Here is a 15,182-nt window from a genome sequence, read left to right as displayed (position 1 = left end):
ACAATGGCGCTCAGGCCGCGACCCTTTGTCGCCTATAAAACAATACCAACAAGCCGAGGCAAGCATGAACCCTACCGGCGTGCAGCAGCAGGTCAGTTCCCCCTCTTCGTCCGGGCCTTTCGCCTGGTACCGCGACATCGACTCACAGCAACGCCGGACATTCTGGAGCTGCAAGATCGGCTATGGCCTGGACGGCATGGACACGCAGATGCTCAGTTTCGTCATCCCCACGCTGATCATGCTGTGGGGCATCACCACCACCGAAGCCGGGCTGATCCATACCAGCACGTTGATCGCCTCGGCCGTGGGTGGCTGGGTGGCCGGCATACTCTCCGACCGTATTGGCCGCGTACGCACCCTGCAACTGACGGTGCTGTGGTTTGCCTTCTTCACCTTCCTCTGCGGCTTCGCCCAGAACTACGAACAGCTGCTGATTGCCCGTACCCTGATGGGCTTTGGCTTTGGCGGTGAGTGGACCGCCGGCGCGGTGCTGATCGGCGAGGTGATCCGCGCCCAGGACCGTGGCAAGGCGGTGGGCATGGTGCAGTCCGGCTGGGCCCTTGGCTGGGGCCTCACCGCCATCCTCTACGCGCTGCTGTTCTCCTGGCTGCCGGCAGAGCAGGCCTGGCGCGCGCTGTTCCTGCTGGGCCTGGTACCGGCGATCTTCGTGATCTTCGTCCGCCGCCTGGTCAAGGACCCCGAGGTATACCGCGAGGCCAAGGCGGTGGAAAACGCCGAGGCGCCTGCGCAGTTCTATGAAATCTTTGCCCCAGGCATGCTCTGGACCACCGTGCGTGCGTCCCTGCTGACCACTGGCGCACTGGGCGGCTACTACGCCATTACTTCGTGGCTGCCGACCTTCCTCAAGAACGAGCGCGGCCTGAGCGTGCTGGGTACCGGTGGCTACCTGGCCATGGTGATCGTCGGCTCCTACGTCGGCTATGTGGTCAGTGCGTACCTGTCCGACCTGCTGGGGCGCAAGAAGAACTTCATCCTGTTCGCCGTGGGCTCGTTCGTCATCGTGCTGCTGTACACGCAAATGCAGGTCAGTGACGGCGTGATGCTGTGGCTGGGCTTCCCGCTGGGCTTCTTCGCCTCGGGCATCTTCAGCGGCATGGGCGCGTTCCTCACCGAACTGTTCCCCACGCGTATCCGCGGTTCGGGGCAGGGCTTCTGCTACAACATCGGCAAGGTCATCGCGGCACTGTTCCCGCTGCTGATCGGCGTGCTCGGCCAGAAGGTACCGCTGGGCCTGGGTATCGGCGTGTTCTCTGCCGTGTCCTATGGGGTGGTGATCGTGGCGGCACTGAGCCTGCCGGAAACCCGCGGCAAACAGCTGCAGGCGCGTTAAGGTAGGCATATGAACAACGACAACGGAGGCCGTGCGGTGGAACGCCTGCTACTCAATTGCGACATGGGCGAGAGTTTCGGCAGCTGGCGCATGGGCCTGGATGCCGAAGTCATGCCCTACATCGATTGCGCCAACATCGCCTGCGGCTACCACGCCGGCGACCCCGGCATCATGCGCCGCACCGTGGCGCTGGCGCTGGAGCACGGGGTGACCATCGGCGCGCACCCGGCCTACCCGGACCTGGTCGGCTTCGGCCGCCGTTCCATGGCCTGCAGCCCGGAGGAAATCCGCGACCTGCTGCACTACCAGATCGGTGCGCTGGAGGGTATCTGCAAAGTGCTGGGCGGCCGCGTGGCCTATGTGAAACCCCATGGTGCGCTGTACAACGACATGATGGCCGACCCGCTCAAGCTGCGTACCGTACTGGAAGCTGTGGCGGCCTACGGCGGCGACCTGCCGCTGATGCTGATGGCCACTGCCGACAACTGCGCCGCCCAGGCCCTGGGTGATGAAATTGGCGTGCCGCTGTGGTTCGAAGCATTCGCCGACCGCGCCTACACCGCCAGCGGTCATCTGGTGTCGCGGCGTCTGCCGGGCGCGGTTCACCACGATCCGGCACTGGTGGTGGAGCAGGCCGTGCGCCTGGCCCGTGGCGATACGCTGGTGGCGGATGATGGCAGTGCCTTGAGGCTTGTGGCCAGCACGCTGTGCGTGCACGGCGACAACGACAGTTCGGTGGCGGCAGTGCGGCAGATTCGCCAGGCCCTCGATGCCCTGGAGTCGCGATGAAACCGCGCATTGAAGTCGTGGCCATCGACAGCCTGATGGTGCGCCTGTTCGATGGTATCGACGAGGGCAACATGCCGTGGATGCTCGCCGCCAGCCAGCGCTTGCACGCGGCGTTCGGCGAGCACTTGCTGGACCTGGTGCCGTCCTACACCACGCTGATGGTGCAGTTCGACCTGCCACCGGGTGAGGCGAGGGCGCTGATCATCCGTGCGCTGGAAGGCTTGCAGCCCGACACGGGCAGCGCTGGCCGCCGCCATGAGATCCCGGTGTGGTACGACGCCAGTGTCGGCCCGGAACTGCCGGTGTTGGCGGCCCGTAGTGGCTTGAGTGAAGCAGAGGTGGTCCGCTTGCACAGCCAGCGTGAGTACCCGGTGTTCGCCCTGGGTTTCGCCCCCGGTTTCGGCTTCATGGGCCTGGTGGACGAACGACTGGCCAGCCCGCGCCTGAGCACCCCGCGCAAGCGCGTGGCGGCCGGCAGCGTCGGCATTGCCGAGCGCCAGACGGCAGCCTATCCGGCGGTATCGCCGGGGGGCTGGAACCTGATCGGGCGTACCCCGGTGCGCCTGTTCGACCGTGAACGCGAGGGCTACAGCCTGCTGCAACCCGGTGACCGGGTGCGCTTCGTGCCGGTTTCGCGCAGCGAGTTCCTGGCGTTGGGCGGTGATGTGGAGGCACAAGCATGAAGCAGTTGAAGATCGAGGCCAGTACGCCGCTGTGCCAGTTGCAGGATGCCGGGCGTTTTGGCGTACGCCACCTGGGCGTGACCCAGGGCGGGGCGCTGGACTGGGTGGCGATGCACTGGGCCAACTGGCTGCTGGGCAACCCGTTGGCGGCACCGGTGGTGGAGGTGGCGCTGGGCGGTTTCTGTGTGGTCGCTGAACAGGATTGTGTGCTGGCCCTGGCCGGTGCCGACCTGGATGCGCGGGTCGATGACCAGCCGCTGGCGCCCTGGCGCAGCTTTGCCTTGGCCAAGGGGCAGCGGTTGAGCCTGAAACAGCCGAAGCAGGGCGTGCGGGCGTATCTGGCAGCACCTGGCGGTTTTCTGGGCGAGGATGTGCTGGGCAGTTGTGCCACGGTCGTGCGCGAAGAACTGGGCGGTATCGATGGCCACGGCTCTGCGCTCGGCAAAGGCCAGGCGCTGGCATTTTCAGGCACGTCGGCGACCCTGCGTGAGGTACCGGAAGCGCTGCGGCCACAGTACGCACAAAAGCCTGTGCTTGACCTGGTGATGGGCGCACAGATCGGTGACTTCAGCGGTACCAGCCTGTTCGAGGCGTTCAACCGTGAGTGGACGCTGGACAGTCGGGCCGACCGCATGGGCATCCGCCTGCTGGGGCCGCAGCTGGTCTACCAGGGTGCGCCGATGATTTCCGAGGGGATTCCGCTGGGGGCGGTGCAGGTGCCGCCGGATGGGCAGCCGATCGTGTTGCTCAATGACCGGCAGACCATTGGCGGCTATCCGCGGCTGGGGGCGTTGACGCCGTTGGCGCTGGCGCAACTGGCGCAGTGCATGCCGGGGGCTGTGGTGCGGTTCAGGGCGGTGGTGCAGGACGAGGCCTGGCGGGAGCAGCAGGTATACCTGGACCGTTGGCGTTAAGGCTGCCGGCCTCTTCGCGGGTGAACCCGCTCCCACAGGTACCCCACAGGCCTCAAGGCTTGCGCAATACCTGTGGGAGCGGGTTCACCCGCGAAAGGGCCGGTACCGGCAACATCACTTGGACAGGTAACGCATCCCTTCCTCCAACCCCTGCAGGGTCAGCGGGTACATCTTGTCCTCGATCAAGTCCCGCACCAGATGGGTCGATGCGGTGTAGTCCCAGGCCTGCTTGGGATACGGGTTGATCCAGATGATCTTCCTGAACTTCTCCATGAAACGCTGCATCCACACATACCCGGCTTCTTCGTTCCAGTGCTCCACGCTGCCACCCGGCTGGGTAATCTCGTAGGGCGCCATGGCCGCGTCGCCGACGAACACAACCTTGTAGTCATCACCGTACTTGTGCAGCAGGTCGAAGGTGGAATAGCGCTCCGAGGTGCGGCGCAGGTTGTTCTTCCACACCGACTCGTACACGAAGTTGTGGAAGTAGTAGTACTCCAGGTGCTTGAACTCGGTCTTGCACGCCGAGAATAGCTCTTCGCAGACCTTGACGTGGGCGTCCATCGAGCCACCGATGTCGAACAGCAACAGCAGCTTCACCGTGTTGCGCCGCTCGGGGCGCATCTGGATGTTCAGCAGCCCGGCATCCCGTGCGGTGTGGTCGATGGTGCCGTCGATGTCCAGCTCTTCGGCAGCGCCTTCACGGGCGAACTTGCGCAGCCGGCGCAACGCCAGCTTGATGTTGCGCGTGCCCAGCTCCACCTGGTCGTCCAGGTTCTTGTATTCGCGCTGGTCCCACACTTTCACCGCCTTGCCCTGGCGCTTGCCGGCCTCGCCCACGCGGATGCCCTCGGGGTTGAAACCGCCCGAGCCGAACGGGCTGGTGCCGCCGGTGCCGATCCACTTGTTGCCGCCGGCGTGACGTTCCTTCTGCTCTTCGAGGCGCTTCTTGAACTCCTCGATCAGCTTGTCCAGGCCGCCCAGCGACTGGATCTGCGCGCGCTCCTCGTCGGTCAGCGAACGCTCGAATTCCTTGCGCAGCCAGTCTTCGGGGATCAGCGCCTCGATGTGCCGGTCGAGGTTCTCCAGGCCCTTGAAGTAGGCGGCGAAGGCCCGGTCGAACTTGTCGAAGTGGCGCTCGTCCTTCACCAGGATGGCGCGGGCGAGGTAGTAGAACTCGTCCATGTCGGCGAACACCACGCGCTTTTGCAGGGCCTGGTGCAGGTCGAGCAGTTCGCGTACCGACACCGGCACCTTGGCCGCGCGCATTTCATTGAACAGGTTGAGCAGCATGGCCCGGCTCCTGTCAGCGGTTGCCGCGCCGGCTCATGAAGGCCAGCCGTTCGAGCAGCTGCACGTCCTGCTCGTTCTTCACCAGCGCGCCGGCCAGCGGCGGAATGGCCTTGGTCGGGTCGCGTTCGCGCAGCACCGCTTCACCGATGTTGTCGGCCATCAGCAGCTTGAGCCAGTCGACCAGTTCGGAGGTGGAGGGCTTTTTCTTCAGGCCCGGTACCTTGCGCACGTCGAAGAATACGTCCAGCGCCTCGCTGACCAGCGACTGGCTGATGTTCGGGTAGTGCACGTCGACGATCTGCTGCAGGGTGGTGCGGTCAGGGAAGGCGATGTAGTGGAAGAAGCAGCGACGCAGGAAGGCGTCCGGCAGCTCCTTTTCGTTGTTGGAGGTGATGATGATGATCGGGCGCTGTCTGGCCTTGATGGTCTCGTCGATTTCGTAGACGTAGAACTCCATCTTGTCGAGCTCTTGCAGCAGGTCGTTGGGGAACTCGATGTCGGCCTTGTCGATTTCGTCGATCAGCAGGATGACCCGTTCCTCGGCCTCGAAGGCTTCCCACAGCTTGCCCTTTTTCAGGTAGTTGCGCACGTCGTGGACCTTGTCCACGCCCAGTTGTGAGTCACGCAGGCGGCTGACCGCGTCGTACTCGTAGAGGCCCTGGTGGGCCTTGGTGGTGGACTTGATGTGCCAGGTGATCAGGCGCGCACCGAACGAGGCCGCCAGCTGCTCGGCGAGCATGGTCTTGCCGGTGCCGGGTTCGCCCTTCACCAGCAAGGGGCGTTCGAGGGTGATGGCCGCGTTTACCGCCAGTTTCAGGTCGTCTGTGGCGACGTAGTCGCGGGTGCCTTCGAACTTCATGGGTCTGTCCTCTGCTGGAAGCCTGCACCGGCCCTTTCGCGGGTAAACCCGCTCCCACAGGTATTCCACAAACCTCAAGAAAGGTGGGGTACCCGCGAAGAGGCCAGCACAAGCAGTACATATTTTGATTTGTCACCGACTATAACGCGGGGTTCGTCGACTGGAAACGCAGACCAGGTATTCAGTCCCTGAATGCCCCGTCACGCGCTCCTAGTCGGAATCCGGCGCGTCACGCTCATACCGCGCATTGAACGCCTGAATGAACCCGTTGCGCAGTATCTGCAAAAACGCCTCGAAGGCGCTGATATCCTGCTTGTGCACGCTCCCGCTGAGCTCGACACGGGTCGCGAACTGGTTCTTTGGCTGGTTTTTCAATACCGTCTCGGTCGCGCCCACCAGCGCTTCCCAGACTGAGCGGAAGAAGCCTTTGTCCTTTTCCTGCACATCCTGCTGCCAGTCGAACACATCCACATCCCGCAACAGTGGCTTGATATACCCATTCAATCGGCCGTCGGTCGCCTCGGCCTCTATCACCACATCGCCGTGCCCGGCATTGAAGTCGAACTTGCCGTAGGCGCTGGCGAAGTCATTGAGCTTGCGCAGCTCGATACCGGTGGCGCGCAGGCGGAACTCGAAGTCGTCGAAATCGCTGAAGGGGTCGAAAGTGGCGCGACTTTCCACCTTGGCCTCGCCGACGATCAGCGCGGTGCCATCAAAGCTGGCATCGCGTCGGCCCTTTTCGTCACGAATGTTGGTGAGGTTGCGAATACTGGCATCGAGCTGGGTGGCCTTGAGGTTGACCGGTGGCCTGGAGTTGAAGTTGCGGAACGTCAGCACGCCTTTGTCGATGCGAACCTCGTTCAGGGTGATCGGCAGCAGTTTTTCCAGTTGCTGGCGCCAGTCGGTGCCCTGACCGGTCTGCGAGTTCTGTTTGTTGCCGCCATCGACGAAGTTGAGCTCCGGCCGGTCGAACACCACTTCGGCAACCACTGCGCGGTCGTGCCACAGGGCGTGCCAGCTCACCGACAGGTCGATCAGCGGCGCGTCGAGAAACGGCACCGGCACCTTTCCGGTGGTCTTGACGATCTTCAGCCCGTTGATCTGGTACGCGCCGCGCCACCAGGCCAGGTCCACATCGGCCACCTGGCCACGGTAGTCGCCCATGTCGGCCAGTTTGTCGTTGAGGTAGTCGCGCACCAGATAGGGCAGGGCCAGGTGCAGCGCCACCAACAGCACGATCAGGCTGGCCAGGCCGATCAACGGCCAGCGATAACGGGCTCTCATCGAAGTGTCTCCAAGGCAGGATGTGCGGTTGACCGCAACGTGTCTGGCTGAGTTCGAACAGGCTTTACGGGCCACCGGCCCGGGCTTACCCTTGAGGTCTTTCCCTGCTTTTATTCATGCCAAGGACCCCTGCCATGAGCCGTATCTTTGCAGACAACGCCCACTCCATCGGTAACACGCCGCTGGTGCAGATCAACCGCATTGCCCCGCGCGGCGTGACCATCCTGGCCAAGATCGAAGGGCGTAACCCGGGTTATTCGGTCAAATGCCGCATCGGCGCGAACATGGTCTGGGACGCCGAAAGCAGCGGCAAGCTCAAGCCGGGCATGACCATCGTCGAGCCGACCTCGGGCAACACCGGCATTGGCCTGGCTTTCGTTGCCGCTGCCCGTGGCTACAAACTGATGCTGACCATGCCCGCCTCGATGAGCCTGGAGCGCCGCAAGGTGCTGAAGGCGCTGGGCGCTGAACTGGTATTGACCGATCCGGCCAAAGGCATGAAGGGCGCCATCGAGAAGGCCAATGAAATCGTCGCCTCCGAGCCGGCCCAGTACTTCCTGCCGGGCCAGTTCGAAAACCCGGCCAACCCGGCGATCCACGAGAAAACCACCGGCCCGGAAATCTGGAACGACACCGATGGCGCGGTCGACGTGCTGGTGGCGGGCGTCGGTACCGGCGGCACCATCACCGGTGTGTCGCGCTACATCAAGCATACGCAGGGCAAGGCGATCCTGTCGGTGGCAGTGGAGCCAGCGGCATCGCCGCTGATCAGCCAGACCCTGGCCGGCGAAGAACTCAAGCCGAGCCCGCACAAGATCCAGGGCATCGGCGCCGGCTTCGTGCCGAAGAACCTCGACCTGTCGATTGTCGACCAGGTGGAGACGGTCACCGATGAAGAGTCCAAGGCCATGGCCATCCGCCTGATGCAGGAGGAGGGCATCCTCTGCGGTATTTCCTGTGGTGCGGCGATGGCGGCAGCCGTGCGCCTGGCCGAAAAGCCGGAAATGCAGGGTAAGACCATCGTCGTAATTTTGCCGGACTCCGGCGAGCGCTACCTGTCGAGCATGCTGTTCAGCGACATGTTCAGCGAGCAGGAAAACCAGCAGTAATCGGCCTTGCCGCTGATCCGGCGCAACGTTCGGCGGCTTGGTTCATTGCAAAATCTTCATGATTGAGTTGCCGCCCAGGTTGTTTTTACCTCGGCGGCATCAGTTTATGATGGCAGGATGATTTATCGGAGAGCAGGGTGCGTACCCCTGTTGCTTCCTCAAGGAGTGAAAGCATGACCTTTTCCTTTGCAGCCAAGGCGGGTGTCTTGCTGGTGTTTTTCGGCAGCGTGCTGTTCGTGCACCTGCGCGGCAAGGCTCGCCTGCCGGTGTTGCGCCAGTTCGTCAACCATTCGGCGCTGTTCGCCCCTTATAACAGCCTGATGTACCTGTTCTCCGGCGTACCGTCCAAGCCCTACCTGGACCGCCAGCGCTTCCCCGAGCTGGACGTGCTTAAGGACAACTGGCAGGAAATCCGCGAAGAGGCCATGCGCCTGTTCGACGAGGGCTACATCCGCGCCGCCGAGAAGGATAACGACGCCGGCTTTGGTTCGTTCTTCAAGAAAGGCTGGAAGCGCTTTTACCTGAAGTGGTACGACAAGCCGTTGCCGTCGGCCGAAACCCTGTGCCCGCGCACCGTCGAGCTGGTCAGCAGCATCCCCAACGTCAAGGGTGCGATGTTCGCCCTGCTGCCCGGCGGCAGCCACCTGAACCCGCACCGCGACCCGTTCGCCGGTTCCCTGCGCTACCACCTTGGCCTGTCCACCCCCAACTCCGATGCTTGCCGCATCTACGTCGATGGCGAGGAATATGCCTGGCGTGATGGCGAGGATGTGATGTTCGACGAAACCTACGTGCACTGGGTCAAGAACGAGACCGACGTCACCCGGGTGATCCTGTTCTGCGACATCGAACGCCCGCTGAGCAGCCCGCTGATGACCCGCATCAACCGCCAGGTCAGCGCCTTCCTCGGCCGTGCTACTGCGCCGCAGAACACCGATGACGAGCGTGTGGGCGGGATCAACCAGGCGTATGCCTGGAGCAAGCGCTTCAGCAACCGGATCAGTGGCCAGGTGAAGCAGTTCAAGCGCGCCAACCCCAAGGCCTACCGCGTACTGCGGCCGGTGCTGGCGGCGGTGGTGGCGTATCTGCTGTATCGCTGGTTGTTCTGATTCTGCCGGTTGGGGCTGCTTTGCAGCCCATCGCGACACAAGGCCGCTCCCACAGCTACCGCGCCACTTCCTGGAATTGCGCAGCATCTGTGGGAGCGGCCTTGTGTCGCGACAGGGGCGCAAAGCGACCCCCGGCGTCCTCTCAGGAAACCACTCTGGTTCGGTGTTTATAGGGAATTATAGACAGACTATAGAGCGATTATAGATTGTGGTTGATGAGGGGGGGCAGCCCCCCCTTTGCTGTCTCAAGCCGGCTCCAACGCCTCGACCACTTTCCCTCGGCTAAGGTGCACCACCTTGTCCGCCGTATCGAAATACCGGTCATCATGCGAAATCACGATGATGGTCTTGCCCATGCGCTTCAGGTCCGGCAGCAGCTCGGTGTAGAACACCCGGCGGAAGGTCGGGTCCTGGTCCGCCGCCCATTCGTCGAACACCAGCACCGGCCGCCCGTCCAGCCAGGCATTGACCAGTGCCAGGCGCTTGCGCTGGCCGGTCGACAGGTCGGTGGTGGTAAAGGCACCATCGCGCACGCTCACCTTGTGGGCGATCTCTAGCCGCTCCAGATAGCGCGTGGCATCGCTGGGCAGGCTGTGCTCGTGCTCGGGCAGGTCGTCGAACAGGTAATAGTCGGCGAACACCGTGGTGAACAGCTGGCGATAGTCATCCAGCCCCTCCGGGCCGACGGCCTTGCCGTTCAGGCGCACTTCGCCGCGTTGCGGGGTGTACAGGCCCAGCAGCAGCTTGATCAGCGAGGTCTTGCCGCAGCCGTTCTCGCCGACGATGAACAGGATCTCGCCCGGTTCGATGCTCAGGTTCACCGGCCCGACGCGGAACGGCTCGTTGCCGTCCACCGGCGGGTAGGCGTACTCGACGTTGTGCAGCTCCAGGTGCGCGCTGGCCGGGGCGGCGCGCTTGACCGGCGGCTCCAGCAGCAGGTGCGGCTCGGGCGAGGAAAAGCGCTCGGACAGGTCGGCGATGCGACGGAACGCCACCTGGGCGCGGCCGAGGATAGGCAGGTTGCCGATCAGTGTTTCCAGCGGGCCTTTCATGTACAGCAGCACCAGCACGAAGCCGCTCATCACCGCCGGGTCGTTGCTCGGCCATAGCGATTGCAGGGCCAGGGTCAGGCCGATGACCACGAAGAACAGCATCGACCCCAGGCTCTTGGCCGCGACGAAGATGTTGATGGCGCGGATATGGGTGTTGGCGATGAAGTCGGCGGTGCCCTGGATGTTGCGGGTCAGCATGGCGTGGCGGCGGCGGCGGTCGATGCGCAGCTCCTTGGCGCCCTCGGCGATGGCCGAGTAGTGCTTTTGCAGGTTGTCTTCGGCATCGCGGGCAGCGTTGAAACCGGCAACGCCTTTTTGCCGGGCGATGTACTGCACGCCGCTGCCGATGCCGATGGCTGCCAGGGTGATGAGGAAAATCGGCCACGACAGCCAGGCCAGGTAGGCCATGCAGCCGGTCACGGTGGTGAGCGAGATGGCCAGCGGAGCGAAGGCGAAGGCAAAGTCGCTAATGGTGTCGACGTCGCGGGTCAGCACCGGGATCAGGCGGTGGGTGCGGTAACGCTCGATCTGCTCGATGGGGGCCGACAGCACCTTGGCGCCGAGGTCCTTGCGCAATCGGGCGATGACTTTCTGCCCTACGTAGTTGGTGCCGCTGTCGGCCGCCACACTGCTGACCAGGGCCAGCACGCACAGGCCGGCGAAGGCCAGGATCACGCCCTGGCTCATGCCGCCCGCCGCATGCAGGCCCTGGTTGACGGTGGCCAGCAGGGCGGTCACGGCCAGGCCGCCGAGCATGCCCAGCAGCACCGAGACGATTACCGCCGGGCGGTAGGGTTTCAGCAGGCCCAGCAATTCGCGGATGGCCCCGGGGGAGGAGGTTTTCATGAAGCGTGATCTCGCTGGTGAAGTGGGCGGGGTCAGCTGCCGAGGGTCAGGGTGCCCTTCATCAAGGTGCTGTGGAACGGGAACGAGCAGTAGAAGCTGTAGGCGGTACCGGCCTTGAGCGACCGGGTGTCGAGGGTGACGCTGTCTGTTTCACCGCCGCCGATCAGGCGGGTGTGGGCGATGACCCGGGTGTCGCCGGGCTTCACGTAGTCCTGCGCTTCGCCGGCTTTCAGGCCGTCGTCGAGCACGCCCTGCATGTCGGCCTGGGTGCTCAGCACCCAGTTGTGGCCCATCACGTTCTTCGGCATGGCGCCGGGGTGGGTGAGGGTGACGGTGAACGCGGTGCAGGCCTTGGGCACGCTGATGGCGGCCTTGTCGAAGGTCATCTGGTCGGTGCCATGGATTTCCACGGCGCATGGCTCTGCCGACCACGCGGCAGGGGCCGCGGCGAGCAGGGCGAGGAGCAGAAGCTGGCGAGTCATGTACGGTTCCTGGGCGATAAACGGGTGCACATCGTTCAGACGAACCGGCGCGTGCCAGCTTTACCTGTGTGTGTGGCCCTGGTGAATTTCCCCATGGCCCGCTCGTTCATCTAGTCAGGCGCCGACATGGCGCACATCCCGATTTCGCCGCCTATGCGGCCCTGGCTTGAGGTGACCGGACATGAGTGAACTGCTGAGCTTTGCGATCGAACCCCTGGACGCCGCGCGCGGCAACCTGCCGCTGCTGGTACGCGCGTCGGAGCCGGGTATCGACCTGCTGGAAGCCTTTGCCGAGTTGCAGCCGCTGGTGGACCAGCACCTGCTGCAGGCCGGCGGCATCCTGTTTCGCGGGTTCGAGGTGGGTGGTGCCGAAGCGTTCCGCCAGTTTGCCGCTTCTTTCGGTCACCCGCTGCTCAACTACGAGTTTGGCTCCACCCCGCGCAGCAACGTGACCAAGGGTGTGTACACCTCCACCGAGTACCCGGCGCACCAGAGCATCCCCCTGCACAACGAGCAGGCCTATACCCTGGAATGGCCGATGAAGATCTGGTTCTACAGCGTGATCCCCGCCGAGACCGGTGGCCAGACGCCGATTGCCGACAGCCGCGAGGTGTACCGGAGCATGCCGGCGCGTATTCGTGAGCGGCTGGTGGAGAAGGGGCTGATGTACGTGCGCAACTACGGCAACGGCCTTGATGTGGAATGGTCGCAGGTGTTCAACACTGAAGACCCGCGCCAGGTCGAGGCCTATTGCCGGGCGCATGCCATCGAGTGCATCTGGAAGGATGACGGCGAATTGCGCACCCGTCAGCGCTGCCAGGTGGTGGCGCGTCACCCGGTGACCGGGGAGGACGTGTGGTTCAACCAGGCGCACCTGTTCCATGTGTCGAACCTGCAGCCAGAAGTGCGCGAGTCGTTGATGGACATCGTCGAGGAAGAGGACCTGCCGCGTAACGTGTATTACGGCGACGGTACGACCATCGAGGATTCACTGCTGGATGAAGTGCGTGGGGTGCTGGATGAATGCACCATCAGCTTCCCTTGGCTGGAGAACGATGTGCTGATGCTGGATAACATGCTCGCGGCGCATGCGCGGTCGCCGTTTACCGGCAAGCGCAAGGTGGTGGTGGCGATGGCGCAGGGGCATAGGGAGGTGTTGGGCTGACAGGTGTTCGCCTTGGCAGGTGTGGCGCCTGTGAGATCGAGCGCCGCCCGCGCGGCGCATCGCGAGCGAAGCTCGCTCCTACATCTGTTTCGGGCCAATTATTCCTGAGGCATTGGCGCGCGGCCCCTTGGCGTTCGACTGGATATCGTGTGGGACAAACAAGGCGGCCGCGCGCGCTGGCACAGGCAATACTGGCCCGAAACAAATGTAGGAGCGAGCTTCGCTCGCGATGCGCCGCGCGGGCGGCGCTCGATCTCATAGGCGCTGAACCTGTCATGGCGAACACCTGTCAGCCCTGACGCATTCTCAAGACATGCCCCCAGCAACCTACAAAAATCCCAGACTCTTCCTACGCCTCGGGACTGGCAACTCCACCCCCTGCGAAATACCCTACAACCTCTGTCGACACGCGTCTGATTGTTCCTGCAAATCCCGCACTCTAGGCTTTGCCTGTCGCTGACGGTTCAGCGATCGGGTGTGGAAACCTGGCAAGACATATGATGATTGTTGACACGACAGCTGTACGCGGGAGGCTTTCGGGCCTACCGGGTTCATCATATGCCTGGTTTTCCACCCCGTGTGCAGCTGTCACCCCAATGTGTGGAAACGGACGGGTGGCACATAACTCATATGATGACCATTCCATGACCGACGAAACCAAAACCACCCCCGGTGTCACCTACTTCTACCAAGGCGAAGGCCAAACCCATCCACTGTTCCGTATCGCTGAGGGCATCCCCTGCCGCAGCGCCCGGGAGCAAGCCTCGGAATTGATGGGCTATGCACGCGACTTGTCACTGACCGGTTTGATGGACGGCGATCAGCAGATGCTCTGGGCTTCGCATTACTTCGCAGCCATGGCCAAGGCGCTGCTGGATGATGCCGAGTTGGGTTTGCTGCGCTGATCATTGTTATGGCTGTACCAGCCTATAGCTAGTGCGGTGTTCCAGAAATACCGCTGAAAATTTGACCTAGGGATTCTCCAATCAAGTCAGCACAGGTCAGACGGCCTGTGCTGACTTGATTGGAGAATCCCTAGGGTCCAACTTGAAGTTATTGATGGCGTGACTGTGATACTCATTTTTCTTCAGGGAAACCTATCCATCGATACTTTCGCTTGGTAAGGTCGCGTGTATCATTGTCTTGTCTGATTTCTTTGTTTGCAATTACTTCCCGGTTAGTGGCCGTCATTAGTCGGGTAAGAATGTTTTTTTCGATTGTATAATTTTTGGATTGTAGTTCGTCGAGCTTCTCTTTTACTAGGCGGTCTCGAAAGTTGTCGACTGTTTGCTCCTGAGCGTAAATTGCGTCACTCAACTCTGAACTTTCTGGATCTAACGCTACCAAACGGTCAATTTCAAGGTCGCGGGCCGATCGTGCTGGTGGGCGCGATGATTGTGGGTGTGCGTTGTTTTTTAGCACGCCCTTTGTTGCCTTGCCATGCATTGGCTTGAATGCCGGAGTTTCACTGGCGTCGTATGTATGCTGATAATGGGGGCCTGCAGGTATCTTAACTATTTTTTTTGTAGCAGGGCTCGGGTTCGGAGTTTTGAAAGAAGCCCGCATAAACCCACTGGGATCAAAGTAATTTACAGGGTCGCCGCTGCAATAGCAGTAGGAGTTTAGGTTGCCAGGAATGAAAGGGCTCATGATGTCAGGCGAGAGAAATCTCATAAATGCCGTGCTGTAAAATCTTCGTCCTTGGCCTAAAGCATATAAGCTGGAAAAGTATTTCATTTCGCCGTTGAAGTTTGTTAGAAGTGTCGGGTTGCTCCCGGTAGGGGAGTTTCCATACGGGGAATACGTTAAGGTCTCATCGAAGTCTGCGTTTCTTGCGCGTGTTGTGCTGGAGTGGTTGTCAGTCGAGATCAAAGTATTCTGTGTCTGCACGTCAGTATGCATAATTTCTGCGGCGGGGTAATGATGGCGAAGAACCCGTGTACTTTGTGTTGGTGTGGTCAAAGTTGAGATGTGTTCTGAATTGTAGAAAAAAAAGTGTTTTTCTGTTGAGCCGTTGTTCATGGGTGATCTTCCTGTCAGGGGTTGTTCAGGTACTCTTGCATGTGTATGGCTGTTTTTAAACTGGCATTACTGTCAGTTTGATAATAGAAATTCTTTGTCAAAATACATGGTTTTGGAAGTGCCAGTCGGTTCCTGGCATCTTCGCGGCGAACCGTCGCTCCCGCAGGAAAATCGAATTGGCCACCGCCGCAGCCGCCACCGCATTCGCGGTGAACCCGCTCCTA

At 62.0% G+C, this 15,182-nt stretch carries 14 protein-coding genes; 8 read left to right on the top strand and 6 right to left on the bottom strand.

From position 1 onward, the window contains the following. Positions 1-64: 64 nt before the first annotated feature. Genes MKK04_RS19955 through MKK04_RS19940 form a run of 4 tightly spaced genes read left to right on the top strand, consistent with a single transcriptional unit; the run spans position 65 to position 3,737 of the window. Positions 65-1,351, top strand: a complete 1,287-nt coding sequence (locus MKK04_RS19955; RefSeq protein WP_013973753.1) for an MFS transporter — start codon at positions 65-67, stop codon at positions 1,349-1,351. A 9-nt stretch (positions 1,352-1,360) separates the two neighbouring features. Then, positions 1,361-2,140: a 5-oxoprolinase subunit PxpA gene (locus tag MKK04_RS19950; protein ID WP_233693757.1), complete on the top strand. Its 780-nt coding sequence runs from the start codon at positions 1,361-1,363 to the stop codon at positions 2,138-2,140. Then, on the top strand, positions 2,137-2,823 hold the full coding sequence (gene pxpB, locus MKK04_RS19945) for a 5-oxoprolinase subunit PxpB (protein ID WP_207830832.1): 687 nt from the start codon (positions 2,137-2,139) through the stop codon (positions 2,821-2,823). Before MKK04_RS19950 ends, pxpB begins: the two co-directional genes overlap by 4 nt. Further along, positions 2,820-3,737, top strand: coding sequence for a biotin-dependent carboxyltransferase family protein (locus MKK04_RS19940; protein WP_233693756.1), 918 nt, complete (start codon positions 2,820-2,822; stop codon positions 3,735-3,737). The genes pxpB and MKK04_RS19940 overlap by 4 nt, the downstream gene beginning before the upstream one ends. Positions 3,738-3,851: 114 nt before the next feature. On the opposite strand, the gene MKK04_RS19935 is transcribed toward MKK04_RS19940, so the two are convergent. The 3 genes from MKK04_RS19935 to MKK04_RS19925 all read right to left on the bottom strand — a co-directional run bounded on the left by MKK04_RS19935 (position 3,852) and on the right by MKK04_RS19925 (position 7,173). Beyond that, on the bottom strand, positions 3,852-5,030 hold the full coding sequence (locus tag MKK04_RS19935; protein WP_013973749.1) for a vWA domain-containing protein: 1,179 nt from the start codon (positions 5,028-5,030) through the stop codon (positions 3,852-3,854). A gap of 13 nt (positions 5,031-5,043) precedes the next feature. Then, positions 5,044-5,889 (bottom strand): AAA family ATPase, encoded by an 846-nt coding sequence (locus MKK04_RS19930; protein ID WP_013973748.1) that lies wholly within the window; start codon positions 5,887-5,889, stop codon positions 5,044-5,046. A gap of 210 nt (positions 5,890-6,099) precedes the next feature. Then, positions 6,100-7,173, bottom strand: a complete 1,074-nt coding sequence (locus tag MKK04_RS19925; protein WP_207830836.1) for a DUF748 domain-containing protein — start codon at positions 7,171-7,173, stop codon at positions 6,100-6,102. Positions 7,174-7,307: 134 nt separating this feature from the next. Between MKK04_RS19925 and cysK the strand changes: the two genes are divergently transcribed. Together cysK and MKK04_RS19915 are read left to right on the top strand one after the other, a co-directional pair. Further along, positions 7,308-8,282, top strand: a complete 975-nt coding sequence (gene cysK / locus MKK04_RS19920; RefSeq protein ID WP_241105912.1) for a cysteine synthase A — start codon at positions 7,308-7,310, stop codon at positions 8,280-8,282. Between the two features lie 173 nt (positions 8,283-8,455). Further along, positions 8,456-9,391 (top strand): aspartyl/asparaginyl beta-hydroxylase domain-containing protein, encoded by a 936-nt coding sequence (locus MKK04_RS19915; RefSeq protein WP_063912961.1) that lies wholly within the window; start codon positions 8,456-8,458, stop codon positions 9,389-9,391. A 245-nt stretch (positions 9,392-9,636) separates the two neighbouring features. On the opposite strand, the gene MKK04_RS19910 is transcribed toward MKK04_RS19915, so the two are convergent. Next, complete coding sequence (locus MKK04_RS19910) at positions 9,637-11,289, bottom strand: cyclic peptide export ABC transporter (RefSeq protein WP_207830839.1); 1,653 nt, start codon at positions 11,287-11,289, stop codon at positions 9,637-9,639. Between the two features lie 32 nt (positions 11,290-11,321). After that, positions 11,322-11,771, bottom strand: a complete 450-nt coding sequence (azu, locus tag MKK04_RS19905; protein WP_063912959.1) for an azurin — start codon at positions 11,769-11,771, stop codon at positions 11,322-11,324. A 181-nt stretch (positions 11,772-11,952) separates the two neighbouring features. Here azu and MKK04_RS19900 point away from each other — a divergent pair, with 181 nt between their 5' ends. Together MKK04_RS19900 and MKK04_RS19895 are read left to right on the top strand one after the other, a co-directional pair. Beyond that, on the top strand, positions 11,953-12,936 hold the full coding sequence (locus MKK04_RS19900) for a TauD/TfdA family dioxygenase (protein WP_241105911.1): 984 nt from the start codon (positions 11,953-11,955) through the stop codon (positions 12,934-12,936). A gap of 644 nt (positions 12,937-13,580) precedes the next feature. Beyond that, positions 13,581-13,841 carry a DUF3077 domain-containing protein gene (locus MKK04_RS19895; RefSeq protein ID WP_015271332.1) on the top strand — a complete coding sequence of 87 codons (261 nt, stop codon included), beginning with the start codon at positions 13,581-13,583 and terminating at the stop codon, positions 13,839-13,841. Positions 13,842-14,013: 172 nt separating this feature from the next. Here the strand turns inward: MKK04_RS19895 and MKK04_RS19890 are convergent, their stop codons facing one another. Further along, positions 14,014-14,958, bottom strand: coding sequence for an RHS repeat-associated core domain-containing protein (locus MKK04_RS19890; protein WP_241105910.1), 945 nt, complete (start codon positions 14,956-14,958; stop codon positions 14,014-14,016). Between the last annotated feature and the right edge of the window lie 224 nt (positions 14,959-15,182).

Origin of the sequence: Pseudomonas sp. LS.1a (assembly GCF_022533585.1) — a bacterium.
Classification (GTDB): domain Bacteria; phylum Pseudomonadota; class Gammaproteobacteria; order Pseudomonadales; family Pseudomonadaceae; genus Aquipseudomonas.
The sequence above is the reverse complement of the archived record's forward strand: the minus strand, read 5'-3'. Positions and strand labels throughout refer to the sequence as shown.